The following is a 13,639-nucleotide window of genomic DNA, read 5'->3' as shown; positions in this document are numbered from 1 at the left end:
TAGAGGTTCCCAAACATACACTTCCGTAAAGATGAGCAACGTAAAAAAACATTATCTGAGTTCGGAATGACCCTGAGTTGAGATAATGTTTTTTTATTGGTTATTCTACTTATTTAGATTGAGATAAACTGGGGGGACTAACTATGATAACCACGATTTATCTTATTTCTGCTCTACCTATGCCTCTCCCTAGTTATATTTTAAACTAGGGAACCAGGAAATTACAGAAAGAGGAACTAATTAAATCCTTCTATCCAAGGTGAATTGATAAAATTTATTGTCCTGAAACATCTATGTTAGGGCTAAAAGGGATAACCTTTCCACCTTACCTTCTCCATAAAACATTTCATTTTCATCTCACTTTACTTGCCCTAAATGCCCTTATAGAAAGATATACAGCTATCCTCAAAAGAAATTTAACAGTCATTCATCCCATGAACTCCATTCCGACTAAACAGAAAAGAGCTAAGCACCTCACCTGGCACTTGGCTCTTTACATGCTTTTACTGTATTATACCTACATTTTGGTTCTCGTAGCTTCTACTTCTTCTAAAGATAATCCTGTTGTTTCTACGATAAAACCATTGTCTAACCCTTTTTGAATTAAATTTTTCGCAATTTCTAATTTCTCTTTTTTTGCCCCTTTTTCCTCTGCAAAGGCTAAGGCACTCGCTTCATCTAGCATCGCTTGTCTACGTTTTTCAAACAATTCTCTTTCCACTTTATTCCCACTTAATCGAATTAACTCCGCTTTAGCTGATTTGATTTCAGATTCAACCGCTTCTAATTCTCTGACTACTTCACTATCAGGTTGATTAATAAAATGTAACCACGCTTCTAGCTTACTTTTGACCTCGTCCGCATGTTTCACATGTTTCATTTTCTTTAGCTCAATAAAGTGTAATTCAATGATATCTGTTAACTCTTCATGAGTTTCACAATCCTTTAAACGATAAACACTATGAAATTTATCATGGTTCAATAAATTAAAATCAATCAAGTTGATACAAATCGTACGGGCTAATTTTTGATAGTCGTTCCCACTCTCTAATTGACCCTCATATAATTTACTCCAATAATAAAGACTTCGTTTAATCATATTGTATTTATTATCGAGTTGAATTTCAATGTTGATATGTTCCCCTTTATCCGTCGTTGCCCGCACATCCAATCGGCTATATTTATCCGTAAGATACTCTTTCTCAATAGTTGTATCCTGTAAAGTGACTGATTTAATGGGATCACTCGGATTCAATACCGCATTCAAAAAGGAAATGAGGATGTTCGGATGCTTCTCATTTCCAAAAATTTTCTTAAATACAAAATCCATCTTAGGTGGTAATAGGGCTAACGTCATTTGACTTTCTCTTCCTTTCTTCTTCACTCTATATTTTCTTCTACTAGTTATATTATAAAGGATTCCTAACTCATAAACCATATCCTAGAGGTAAATGACAATAGTTGCACTTAAGTATTGTCCAATAACCTCATTTATCCTGTTTGCTCTCATCTTCATTCAAAAGAAGGTAACCCCTCCTAATCATACATTTCCGCTCACGCTAACCCTTTCATTGATCCCGATTAGCATCATCAACTAACAAATCATAACCACTCTCTTAATGTTTCATCAGGGATAAGTGACCCACTCCATACGACCAACTTACCTGATAGTCATAGAAAAAGCCATCAAGGTATCGTAAACCTCGATGGCTTCGTTATGAGTAATTATTTGATAACTGGAACACGATAAAACATTGATGTATCCATATTTGACGACAAATACCCCCTTATGTCTTTGGCCCCCTAACAACGAGGAACCCGTTGATTTTTATTATTGATGTAAGCCATCAAAAATTTGTTTTTGCTCGGTTAACGTCGTACGAGTAGATGACGTGATATACAACGGCTCATTGTCTTGATAAAGTGTCGTGTAAATATCTCCTGTTATATTTGAGCCGTAAGTTAATTTAATCACCTTGTCTTCTCCTTTAAGCGTATAGGCATGCATCACTTCATCCATATCCCCAACAACAAAAGAATAATCTGTGACTTCAGATGTGTCCTCATTGACCTCCTCACTTACCTCAGGCTCAATATTGAACATTGAACGAATTTCATCGATCGTTACTCCCTCTTCACTCATCCGACTGGCAACTTCCTGATAACTCCCTAACATCTTTGTCGGTGTTTCATTTAAAAGGTCCCTAATCGCTTCATCCTTTGCGACAACTGAGGTCTTACTTACCATATTCTCTTGTGCAACAGTTAATTCGCTCATCGAATCGTGCCAATCATACATGAGGCTAGCCACTTGATCCGCACTGACTTCAACCGTTAACTTCTCATCTCCTTTTTCGAAGACTTTAATGGTTCCTAGATCCTCGGTCGCCTCTCCTAACGTTTGAGGGAGTTTATTTACAGCGACGCTTTCTCCCTGCGCTAAGACTTCTGACGTTTTAAAATAATAATCACTTAAACTTTCCGACTTTTCCTGTGAATGCGGCGATTGGCATCCTCCAACCCATAAACTTAAAGCAACGACAGCCATTGTTCCTATTTTTTTCAACTTCATCCCTCTTTCCTATCTTCATCCATTTCCTTTAATCGTTCACTCACATCGTTCATCAATTTTTCAAAATATCTTAGTCGATGGTCATATTGCTTATACGCTAGTGCCTGTAATTGACTAGGCCCGTATAAAATAGATTCATTGTCATACTCCTCAAAGTGCGCTAATTTCTTAGTTAACCCCTGTTCATTGGCCTTGTCAATGAGCTCGCCTAATTGTTTAAATTGATGATTATACCACCACTTAAATGGAAGTTTAATAAAATAACCTACGATTCCGGCATCCGTGAACCCATCTAAGCTTGCAGCAAGTTTACATCGTTTCGCACACACGAATAACCGATGATACGTCTGTTCCATCTCCAACACGTCCCCCCTCCTCTTTGCCTTAAACGATACTTTCATTATAATACAAATTTATCCTCTGTTATAGAAGTGTAATGAAAAATTTGTATTATAATGAATATTTTAGTTATTTTGTAAAATTGCCATCATTTTCACACCACTTCTTCCTTTAAGCAGCAATCCCCTCCTTCATTTTAGACGGGACTCAATCATTCATCCTAGCTTTCGAACCTCATGCCCCAAAAGGTCGCATACGATGCCCCCTTTAACGTGAGAAAAAAAGCACCCCCCATGGATGCCTCCATGCGGGGTGCTTTAATGGGGATTACGATTTATTTAATGGAAGTTCCATGTTTGAGCTTTAAAAAATGAGATCAAAAAGGAGTCATTTTTTCCTTTACTTTAACGCTTTAGCGATTAATTCATAGTTCGCCTTTAATCTCTTATTTTGAGGGGCACAATTAAGGGCCAGTTGCGCATAAATGAGTGCCTGCTCATAGTTCCCAAGATAATACTGACTAATGGCTCCTAAATCATAGGGTGTTGCATCCCAAGAACTTGGATCCGTAATATAAGAAAGTGGTCGTTCCTTAATCTTTAAAGCATTTTCCACGGCATAGGCTACGCCGAACCAGTCAGACTCTTTATAAAACTGTAACGCGAGTTGAATATATCCCTCTCGAAGATAAGGTGCCTCCTTAATGGCTTTAAAAAACCATGTCTTCGCCATTTCCGGCTCTTTAAGTGCCGCATATGATTTCGCAATATATCGCATCGAGGCGGCCCGCTCAGCATCCCAAGTGGCAGTTGGCAAACTAAGGTGACGTTTCAAGGTCGTAATGGCTTCATCATAACGATTATAGTAGAAATATTCACGCCCAAGGTAATGCACGTTTCGATCATCATTGGGATTTTCTTTAACCGATAATTCTAGAAGGGGTAAGTATTGCCCGCGTGATTTAGTTCGATCCGGATAATGATTTAACTGAATGCCCGTCAAATAGACGACGCGTTCCATCCCTTCGCCTAAATATTCTAACACCTCATGTACAGGGTGCGTCCAACGGTAGTGATGACGTGTATGAATTTTATCATAATCAAAAACGGAACCTTCCGTTCCATCCTCATTAAAACTCCACGTATACCGATAATGCCCCCTCGTCACCCCTTTTTTCCAAAGCTTTTCAATCACTTGACGCCAACCCGGTTCTAGCACCTCATCTAAATCGGTGCATACACACACATCACAATCCTCTGGAACCAATTTTAAAGACTCATTTCGAGCCACGTCAAATCGCCAAGGTGTAATAACCTTCTGTTCAACAATGACCCCTCTTTCTTTTAGTAGTGCTACTGTTTGATCGGTGGACCCCGTATCTAAAACATAAATTTCATCTGCCTCAGACATCGAATCCACCCACCTACTCACAAACTGCGCTTCATCCTTGCAAATCGCATAAACACAGATTTTCATAATATCCCTCCCCAATAATCCCGCTATCCCTACATTGTATTCAAGAAATCTTCCTTTCATTACTAAGACCGACACCTTATTACAATAGCTTCTCCCTGCTCTACATCAAGAAAACCTCTAAAACTCTCAACATAAATGTGATCGGAAACAAATAAGACGTTGTGGCTTGATTTCTCCGATTGAACGTAAGCACGTAATATAAACATGTCTATTATGACCTTCAACTTTGAGCTATACTGTAGCTATCAAAGTAAAGGAGGTCTATTTTTTATGAAAGAAAATCCTATTATAGTTCCAGTCGCATTGAGTGACTCTAATTTAAAGTCTCATTCAGTATCTGAGACTAATAAAAATACACCTGTTTGTCACTTTAAAATTAAGGATGCTGAAGTCACGTTTTACAATGGTGTGAACAAATATATCTTACATACTGTTCTAGCGGAGATGTCTAAGTATGCTCGTTGATTTTACTACGGTTCAAAATATCTTTATCGTTTGTGGCCATACTGATATGCGTTGTGGGATTGACGGTTTAGCTAGTGTCGTCTCGGATAAATACAACTTAGATTTATTTAATGATGCTATCTTCTTGTTTTGTGGAAGAAAAAAGGATCGATATAAAGCTTTGTACTGGGATCGTGAGGGATTTATGTTATTGTACAAACGAATTGAAAATGGAAATTTACAATGGCCTAAAGATCAAGATGAAGTTAAGAAATTAACGGCCCAAGAACTCCGTTGGTTATTAGAGGGGTTATCCATTCAACAACCCAAAGCCATTAAACCTGCTAAAACAGGATGTTTATACTAATAGAAATAAGGGATTTTCGACAAAAATCTCTTATTTCTATTTTCATAAGTTGTAAGATTAGGTATACTAATCTTAACACGAAACCTTTTTGAAAGCAGGTGAATTTGATGACAGAACTTGAACAACAATTAATGGAACAAAATAAGGCACTTCTGGAACAAGTTCGCCAACTAACTGAACAAATTCAGTACCTAAATAAAAAGCTATTTGGATCTTCGAGTGAAAAGACTAAAGTAGCCGACGGCCAAATTTCATTATTTAATCCAGATAATTTTTTGAAGAGACAGAGACAACTGAAGACCAAACCGTCGAAGAAATAACCTATCGACGTAAAAAACAAAAGGGAAGGAAGGCAGAATTAATCAAGGACTTACCAATTGAGGAAATCCATTGTCAATTACATGGAGAAGACTGCTTATGTACAAATTGTGGAAACGAAATGAAACAGATAGGAAAAAAGATCATTCGTGACGAAGTTTGTTTCGTTCCAGCCCGATTATATAAAAAGCGATACATTAGCTACGCGTATGCATGTGATTGTCATGATGCATCGATCGAAGCTAAACCGATTCGTTGTGCCGAAACTCCAAAAGCTCCGATTCAAAGAAGCTTTGCCGGAGCGAGTATGTTAGCTGAAGTTTTTCATCAAAAATACGTCTTAAGTATTCCTTGTTATCGACAAGTATCAGAATGGGCACGCTATGGATTAAGTGTGAGTGATAAGACGCTCTCAAATTGGATAATCACTACCTCTTATGATTGGTTACTTCCGATTTATGAGCGATTGAGAGATGAACTAGTTCAACAGACCGTTTTACACGCAGATGAAACACCGTATCAAATTTTAAATCGAGCGGATGGAAAACCTGCCACCTCTCAATCAAGGATTTGGTTATTTAGAACCATCAAAAATGCCCAACATCCTGTAGCTTATTACCACGCTGATCTAACACGTGAACGCGCGGTGGCAACCACTATCTTAGAAGGATTTAAAGGTTATCTTCACTGTGATGGGTACTCCGGCTATAAAAATATTCCCAACGTGAAATTAGTTGGATGTTGGGCTCATGTCAGAAGAAAGTTTTTTGAGATACCTGGAAATAACGGTAAGGCAAAAAAGGCAGTCGAATACTGCGATCAAATCTTTCGTTTTGAAAAGACGATTAAAGATTTATCTCCTGAGCAACGTCAAAAACAGCGCCAACTGATCATCAAACCAGTCATCGAAGAATTTTTCAAGTGGCTCGAATCCTTCTATGTGATGAAAGGAAAACTTCAAACAGCGGTGATGTATGCCCTCAATCAAAAGGTAGAGCTTTTGCGCTTTTTAGATGATGGAAATCTTGAAGCCTCGAATAATCTAGCTGAACAAGCGATTCGCCCCATCGCGATTGGTCGTAAAAACTACCTTTTTTCAACCAGTATGAAGGGTGCGACTGCTAATGCGATGGCATACACAATCCTGGAGACAGCCAAGGCAAACAGTCTAAATCCATCCAAATATCTCACTTATCTTTTTCAAAAACTACCTAATACGGACTTCATACGAAATCCAGGCGTATTGGTGGACTTTTTGCCATGGGCGAAAACAGTCCAAGAGATTTGTCAGTAACAATATAAGATAAAAGCTACCAACTCTGTACTTTTAGTTTACAGGATTGGTAGCTATTTTTGTATCCGTGTTATTATTACGTGCTTACGATTGAACGCCTAAAAAGTTAGCGGGAAAAATCATTTAACATGCCTTCGTCGTCCCCCTATTAATCCCCATAAAAAAAGATCCATCCTATCGAATAGATCCTTTTATTCACTTATGTTTTCTTGATAAACGTATGACGACATTTTGGACAGGTAATCTCGATTTTTCCCTTTTTTCGTGGAACTCGTAATTGTTGTCCACATTCTTTACATTTAAAATATTTATACTGTCTTCGGGCCTTTAGGTGTCGATATTTATTCATCATCTTTGTTTGAATAGGATACCAATATTTTAAAAATAAAATATTTTCTTGATGTCGCTTCAACTTATTCTTTGAAAAAGCTCGATAGTAACACAACACTAATGGGATAAGTGACAGAAAGCGAACCATCGACCATCTAAACACCATTCCTATCAGTACTAAAACAATGGATAAAATTAATAGCGCGAGTGACAGGTGATCGACACCTGTTCGATCTTCCATAAACTTTTTAAACCGATCCAAAGCAATCCCTCCTTAATGGCTGACTTGTTTTATATTATACTTCATCTTCGCCTAAAGTTCCAAATCTGTCTTCAAAAGACATCCCCGCCTTTCTCCGGTTGCTACAATCCGTCTACGGATTCAAAGGACAGGTTGCTGCTCGCAAACAAAGGACATTCCTCTAGTTAAACATAAAAAAACGATGGGGAGGCATCCCACAGCGACATCAATTGATTGGAAAACAGTTGATTAAAAATCTCAAAAAAAGAGGATGCCGGTTGGCAACTAAATAAAGCCGTCATATCTCCTAGGTAGGCGACATATACAAAAAGAGAACCTCTATTTTCGGAGATGACCGTTTTTATCCGATTTTTGACCCTTGTAATCAACCATCTTTTATTTACGAGTGTCTCAGGTTTTGCTATAATAAATTCCATTATATAACTAATTGTTTAAGAAGGAGAGACGTACGAGTGAAAAAAGTTTTAAGAATTCTTTTAGGACCGATTGGATTCACGGGACTTTTAATTGCCCTACAAGCCCTTACTTTAATTGTTGTCATTGCCTGGTTCCAACAATATTTTGTTTACTTTTATGCCTTTTGTATCATTCTTAGTATTATTGTCGTGATGACCATTGTGAATAACCGACTAAATCCTGCTTATAAGATTGCCTGGATTATCCCTATCATGGCCTTACCCATTTTCGGGGGACTCTTCTATTTACTATTTGGTAGTGAACATTTAAGAAAACAATTTTTAAGCGAAATGCAGCCCATCCTTAAAAAGATGAACTGGCATTTACAACAAGATGAACAAGTCTTTAAAACACTTGAACAAACCGACCTGCGGGCAGCCAATCAGTCAGCCTATATGAGCAACTACGCGATGTGCCCTGTTTATCAACAAACAACGAGTGAATACTTAAGCATTGGGGAAGAAAAATTTGAACGTTTAATAAAAGAGCTGAAGGAGGCTAAACACTACATCTTCCTTGAATACTTCATTATTGAAGAAGGCGTGATGTGGAATACCATCCTCGATATTTTAAAAGAGAAAGCGGCTGCAGGCGTCGATGTCCGCGTCATTTATGATGGATTTGGATGCTTATTTACGCTCCCAACCGACTATCCACAACAACTTGAAAAAATGGGAATTAAGTGCTGTATCTTTAATCCTTTTGTTCCCCTCCTAACCATTCGCATGAATAATCGGGATCACCGTAAAATATGTGTCATTGATGGCCATACAGCCTTTACCGGAGGAATTAATTTAGCCGATGAATATATAAATGCCATCGATAAACACGGTCACTGGAAAGATAACGCCATTGTGATAAAAGGAGATGCTGTTTGGAGCTTTACTATTATGTTTTTAACCATGTGGGGATACATTCGTAAAGTCAATGAAGACTTTGAAAACTTTAAACCCCATCTTTATCATCCCGCTCCCTTTCAAACGGATGGCTTCGTTCAACCGTATACCGATTCTCCACTTGACCGCGAAACCGTTGGTGCCAATGTTTATCTCAACCTGATTAACAATGCAAAATCTTATGTCTACATCGCCACCCCCTATTTAATTTTAGACCATGAAATGACGATGGCTCTATCTCAAGCAGCGAAACGAAATGTCGATGTAAAAATTATAACGCCTCATCACGGAGATAAGTGGTATGTCCATAGTGTAACACGTGCGAACTATTCCGAACTCATTGATAATGGCGTTAAAATTTATGAATATGAGCCGGGGTTCATTCATGCGAAAAATTTCATTGTTGACGATGAATACGCCGTTATTGGGACGATTAATTTAGACTATCGCAGTCTATATCTTCACTACGAATGTGCCACATGGTTATATAAGACAACGAGTGTTTTGGACATCCGTGACGATTATTTAAAGACGCTCGCTGTTTCTATCCCTGTTAGCGCAAAAGATTTAGAAAAGATGCCGTGGTATATTAAAATTATTTATGCCTTTTTAAGAATTTTTGCCCCACTAATGTAAAGAAGAGCCCTAGGGCTCTTTTTTATTAGTTATCATGGGAATCTTACTCAAACATTACCCCGCCTTCTTTTGATGCTCTTGCTAGAGGTATTTTAAAATTTGGGTGTATTCCTTTTTTAACTGTTCGTCATTGATTCGACGATTCGCCGGACTGGTTGAAGGAAGGCCGATTGCCTCTATGTGTGTCTGCTCATAGCAATACTTTTGATATAAATCGGTCGCCTTCTTCCCGGTTGTAAAGATGGTTTTGATGTCCGTTTTATCAAGCAGTTTCGTCAAATCATTGGGAACCGGGCGCTTAATACTCGCGTCTTCCGCGCCTTCAATTTCACACTCCGCTAGCACATCCCAAAGCGCGAGATGATGACGGTGTAAAAAATCGATTTTTTGTTCAGTTGTCGTTAATGGATCTTCCTCAAACAACGCGGCCAACACTTTCCAAAAGCGATTTTGAGGGTGACCGTAATAAAAGCCTACCTCTCTCGATTTAGGCGATGGCATTGTTCCTAAAATAAGAACCTTTGACTGACGATCATAAACGGGGCTTAACGTATGCTTCACAAGCGCCATCTTTTTTTCCTCCTTTTCCTCGTGTTTTTCTTCCTATTATTCCTCAGTTCTTCGTGTTTTATAAGCTAGAACCTTCACCCCAAATGTCCCTACTCGCTCTTATGGGAAAAATCTTTTGCCACATCCTTAACGCTTTCGAATCTTAAAAAAGACCCTTATTAACATGAGGCAACAAATCCAAACGGTCCATGTTTTTAAAAAGGGAATAAGGATCGCCCCCATAAATGCTCCGAAACAAAAGGAGGAAATAATGAGCAAATAATTATGCCCCTTAGCTTTTTCAGTCTCGTTCTTAAATAAATAATAGTCCATCCAAGATTGAGCTGCTGATCGTAAGTTTCCCGTACAAAACGTCGTTGCATAAGCTGCCCCTTGAATTTTTCTAAAAGTGCTAACCTGCATCGAACAAATAAAAGAAATCACAAGGTTAACCATTAACGAAGGAGCTGTTAAGGGATAAAAACCAATGAAAAAAAGTAGCACTATTTCTACCCCAATTACCGCCTCGTGCCACCGCTCGTGTAACTTCAAAACCTCTGTGACCGCCGCCCCTATAAAAAATGATAAAATCGGAACCAAGTAATAAAAAACTTGCCCCCATTCTTGATGGGCTAAACTTAATGTTAATAATACCATATTTCCTGTTTGTGCATTCGCAAAAACGCCCCCGTGTAAGAGATAGGTATAACTTTCTAAAAAGCCGCCGACTAACGCTAGCAGTACCCCCACTTCGCGTGATTCCCACACGATGACTTGATCCTCACTCATCACTAAATCGCCTCCCCTCTTTATCACTTTATGTCATTTTCCTGAAGATGAGGATAAAAAGGAGCCATTCTTTTTCCTTAACCGTGGTGAAACCTATAAAAAAATAATGAGGCTACTCCTCATTATTTTTTTTGTTTATCTTGCACTTGCAAACGCTTCGTATAAAAATGGAACGAAATCAATAAAGCAATAACTACAAGGGGGACTAATAGGACAAATAAAACGCTCCGTTGATCGAAGAAAATTCTAAAATAAGCATAAGCTTCTAATAATAAAAATAAGGTAACCGATAAAACAATGAGATGATAACCTATTATCTTTAATAACTGCTGTTGATTTTGATAGCTAGGAGCAACTAACGTTGCCCCTTTCCTCGTTAAAAAAGGATTCCTATTACTAATAACGGAAGAAATCTAATCCCATTCTCCAATGTAACTTCCATCCAGTCACTCATATTATCCCCTCCATTTTTTCTATATTTTACCGCAAGACACCTGATGAATCAATCATTTAAACATAAAGAGTACACTTAGCTATCTCCCCTCTCTCCTGCTCGACTTCTCAACGGTGCGTTTCCCTCGTTGAAAAAGCTAATCTTCCCTTTCATCAACCCGCTTTCTTTAAAGAATATGAAGCAGTACTCATATCTGATTGCCCCTTTTGAATACAATGTACTAAGCCAAATTTAAAAGGGGGATTTTATGACATCGACGCTTGTTATTTATACAACTAAATATGGAACAACTGAAACATATGCTAAACAAATCGCGACAGTGTTGAAAGCTGATTTAAAAGAAATAGCGAATGTGGAAGCACATGATTTAATCTTTTACGATACTGTTATTTTCGGGGCGCCTCTTTATCTTGGAAAACCGTATCATTATGAAAAGGTATTGGATGTGATTCGCCTTTACCCACCTCACCTCTTTCTTACCTTTTTAGTGGGCGCAAGCCACCCAACAGAGGAAGAATTAAAGCTCATCAAACATTTGCTTCCGGTTCAAGACGATCACTTATTCTACTTCCCCGGACGTCTTGATTACCAGACACTCACGCTAAAAGATAAATTTCTTATGCAAGGATTAAAACTATGGATTAAAGGGCACGCTAAAAAAACAGCGGATGAAGAAGGCATTTTGGAAAGTTTTAAACATCCGGTTGATTTAAGCCAAGAAAGTTATACGCAACCACTCATTAACTTTGTGAATGAAAATGCCTTAAACTAGGCCCTACTCGTTATGCTATAATGGAATAAACGGAGGGGGATTTCATGAAAAAAGTTTATACCTATCTATTGATTGGTTGTCTATTTACAACACTTGATCTTTCCATTGGCGGACTTCACTTGCTTCCCGATAGCATCGGCTATCTACTCATCGTCATCGGTGCCTATCTCGGGGAAAAGCACCAACGCATTCAAGAAATGGTCCAAGCTAAATACTTAGGGATAGCCCTTATTGTTTACAGTCTGATTTATCCATTTCTTCAGGAGGCGGCGGGAAATGAGACGTTGTGGCCGTTAGTAAGCCTATCGCTGACTGCCCAACTGGCGACCCTTTATCTTTTCTATTCACTGATCAAGGCAGAATATATTTGGCATCCACAAACGCAAACACGCCTGTTTATCACGAATTATTTAACCCTCGGGATTATCCAATTCGTTGCCACCTGCCTTAGCTATTTCGTTCCTGTATTAGGAATTTTATCAGGAGCATTAGCCCTGATTATCGCCATTTACCTCATTTATATTTTCTATACGTTGCGGGAACAACAATCAACACCTGAATAAAGGGGAGCGAATTCGCTCCCCTTTTACTTCTATCACAAACGTCCCCTCTAAATCTTAAATAAAGAAAGATTAGAACTCTCGTTTCCTAAGTCTCCTGTCTACTCTTATCAAACACTAAAACAAAGATCATTCGATTATCCCATCTCCCCTGAATCTAACTTCAGTTTCATACCTATGCCCTGAGATTCATTTGAAGAACTCACCTTTCAATGGTTACTGGAGGTATTGTTTATACTCCCGATAGGTTAGACGCGAACACCAAGTGTGAAATGAACCATTGAACATGGAATGAGTCAGCTAAAATGGGCTCCCCCATCCTTAAGGTTGTCTAATAAAAAAAGTAAGTAGAATGACTATAGTCATTCTACTTACTTTTTTACTATTTAAAATTTATTTCCGTTTTAAATCTAATAATTTTTTTCCTAATAAAACTCCTATATACGTGCCTAATGTATTCATAATAATATCATCTAGTTGAAAAAAGCGGCCTGTAAATAATTGAATAGTTTCAATAATAGATGTGAATAAAAATCCAATTAATATTCCATAAATCTGTCGAGATTTAATTTTTTTAAATACTAAGACAGAAAAAAAACCATAGGGAATAAATAATAAAATATTTAAAAGGGTAGCAGGAGTAATTCCCTCTGACAGAAGAGTTAAACTCACGACTGAACTTCCATCTAAAATAGATGTAACACCAAATGTCCCTCCTATAATTGCTTCAATTATCCCCGTAATTAGCAAAATACTAATGACAACAATCAACCACATTAGCTCATTGAATGTATTGAAAAACGTTATATCAGCTTTTTTACCTAAAATAAATTTTAAACTAATAACAACTAATACTATACACAAGGCTATAGGGATAGCCGCCAATAAATAAAAAATTCCATTTGATAAATGATTTAACAATACATCTCTCCCCTATTCCATTTTTTTCTAATTATACCCCAATTTATTATGAGTTTCAATTCTAATCTAACATAAACTATTAAAGGCTTTATTGTGATATCTCTTTTAACGGATTAACCCTAGGGGCGGTTAACTGATAGTTTCACGGAAACTTCCTGATGCGCAAGAGAGGGAGAAGCTAAAGCCTAAACCTCACCTTCCATC

General features: G+C 37.9%; 15 protein-coding genes. 7 read left to right on the top strand and 8 right to left on the bottom strand.

Features of this window, described 5'->3' with window-relative positions:
• Positions 1 to 517: 517 nt before the first annotated feature.
• The 4 genes from VXM77_RS02260 to VXM77_RS02245 form a co-directional block, all read right to left on the bottom strand.
• Positions 518 to 1,384, bottom strand: coding sequence for an Rpn family recombination-promoting nuclease/putative transposase (locus VXM77_RS02260; protein WP_262950728.1), 867 nt, complete (start codon positions 1,382 to 1,384; stop codon positions 518 to 520).
• A gap of 447 nt (positions 1,385 to 1,831) precedes the next feature.
• A complete protein-coding gene (locus VXM77_RS02255) occupies positions 1,832 to 2,566 on the bottom strand; it encodes a hypothetical protein (RefSeq protein WP_338506822.1) in 735 nt (244 codons plus the stop codon).
• A 2-nt stretch (positions 2,567 to 2,568) separates the two neighbouring features.
• Positions 2,569 to 2,934, bottom strand: coding sequence for a hypothetical protein (locus VXM77_RS02250; protein WP_262950730.1), 366 nt, complete (start codon positions 2,932 to 2,934; stop codon positions 2,569 to 2,571).
• A gap of 376 nt (positions 2,935 to 3,310) precedes the next feature.
• The gene (locus VXM77_RS02245; RefSeq protein WP_262950731.1) at positions 3,311 to 4,387 is read right to left on the bottom strand and encodes a glycosyltransferase; all 1,077 of its coding nucleotides are present in this window, start codon (positions 4,385 to 4,387) and stop codon (positions 3,311 to 3,313) included.
• 270 nt (positions 4,388 to 4,657) lie between these two features.
• On the opposite strand from VXM77_RS02245, the gene VXM77_RS02240 reads away from it, so the two are divergent.
• The 4 genes from VXM77_RS02240 to VXM77_RS02225 all read left to right on the top strand — a co-directional run bounded on the left by VXM77_RS02240 (position 4,658) and on the right by VXM77_RS02225 (position 6,810).
• Positions 4,658 to 4,852, top strand: a complete 195-nt coding sequence (locus VXM77_RS02240) for a hypothetical protein (RefSeq protein ID WP_338505923.1) — start codon at positions 4,658 to 4,660, stop codon at positions 4,850 to 4,852.
• Entirely contained in the window at positions 4,842 to 5,198 is a 357-nt protein-coding gene (gene tnpB, locus VXM77_RS02235) for an IS66 family insertion sequence element accessory protein TnpB (RefSeq protein ID WP_338505925.1), read from the top strand. The genes VXM77_RS02240 and tnpB overlap by 11 nt, the downstream gene beginning before the upstream one ends.
• A 107-nt stretch (positions 5,199 to 5,305) precedes the next feature.
• Positions 5,306 to 5,518, top strand: coding sequence for a hypothetical protein (locus VXM77_RS02230; RefSeq protein WP_338505928.1), 213 nt, complete (start codon positions 5,306 to 5,308; stop codon positions 5,516 to 5,518).
• Positions 5,515 to 6,810 carry an IS66 family transposase gene (locus tag VXM77_RS02225; RefSeq protein ID WP_338507421.1) on the top strand — a complete coding sequence of 432 codons (1,296 nt, stop codon included), beginning with the start codon at positions 5,515 to 5,517 and terminating at the stop codon, positions 6,808 to 6,810. Before VXM77_RS02230 ends, VXM77_RS02225 begins: the two co-directional genes overlap by 4 nt.
• Positions 6,811 to 7,009: 199 nt before the next feature.
• Here VXM77_RS02225 and VXM77_RS02220 read toward each other — a convergent pair whose 3' ends face one another.
• Entirely contained in the window at positions 7,010 to 7,402 is a 393-nt protein-coding gene (locus VXM77_RS02220; RefSeq protein ID WP_161831053.1) for a hypothetical protein, read from the bottom strand.
• A 452-nt stretch (positions 7,403 to 7,854) separates the two neighbouring features.
• On the opposite strand from VXM77_RS02220, the gene cls reads away from it, so the two are divergent.
• On the top strand, positions 7,855 to 9,390 hold the full coding sequence (cls, locus tag VXM77_RS02215) for a cardiolipin synthase (RefSeq protein WP_161831052.1): 1,536 nt from the start codon (positions 7,855 to 7,857) through the stop codon (positions 9,388 to 9,390).
• A gap of 81 nt (positions 9,391 to 9,471) precedes the next feature.
• Here cls and VXM77_RS02210 read toward each other — a convergent pair whose 3' ends face one another.
• Together VXM77_RS02210 and VXM77_RS02205 are read right to left on the bottom strand one after the other, a co-directional pair.
• Positions 9,472 to 9,960, bottom strand: a complete 489-nt coding sequence (locus tag VXM77_RS02210; protein WP_338506818.1) for a DNA-deoxyinosine glycosylase — start codon at positions 9,958 to 9,960, stop codon at positions 9,472 to 9,474.
• A 126-nt stretch (positions 9,961 to 10,086) separates the two neighbouring features.
• A complete protein-coding gene (locus tag VXM77_RS02205) occupies positions 10,087 to 10,728 on the bottom strand; it encodes a YoaK family protein (protein WP_262953807.1) in 642 nt (213 codons plus the stop codon).
• 701 nt (positions 10,729 to 11,429) lie between these two features.
• Here VXM77_RS02205 and VXM77_RS02200 point away from each other — a divergent pair.
• Together VXM77_RS02200 and VXM77_RS02195 are read left to right on the top strand one after the other, a co-directional pair.
• Complete coding sequence (locus VXM77_RS02200) at positions 11,430 to 11,954, top strand: flavodoxin domain-containing protein (RefSeq protein WP_262950739.1); 525 nt, start codon at positions 11,430 to 11,432, stop codon at positions 11,952 to 11,954.
• Positions 11,955 to 11,998: 44 nt separating this feature from the next.
• Positions 11,999 to 12,517: a hypothetical protein gene (locus VXM77_RS02195; RefSeq protein WP_262953808.1), complete on the top strand. Its 519-nt coding sequence runs from the start codon at positions 11,999 to 12,001 to the stop codon at positions 12,515 to 12,517.
• A 390-nt stretch (positions 12,518 to 12,907) separates the two neighbouring features.
• Here the strand turns inward: VXM77_RS02195 and VXM77_RS02190 are convergent, their stop codons facing one another.
• Positions 12,908 to 13,435: a VanZ family protein gene (locus tag VXM77_RS02190; protein WP_161831047.1), complete on the bottom strand. Its 528-nt coding sequence runs from the start codon at positions 13,433 to 13,435 to the stop codon at positions 12,908 to 12,910.
• Between the last annotated feature and the right edge of the window lie 204 nt (positions 13,436 to 13,639).

It is taken from the genome of Turicibacter sp. KK003, from assembly GCF_037014675.1.
Taxonomy (GTDB): Bacteria; Bacillota_I; Bacilli_A; order MOL361; family Turicibacteraceae; genus Turicibacter; species Turicibacter faecis.
Note: the sequence above shows the minus strand (reverse complement) of the source record. Positions and strands in the feature narration are given on the sequence as shown.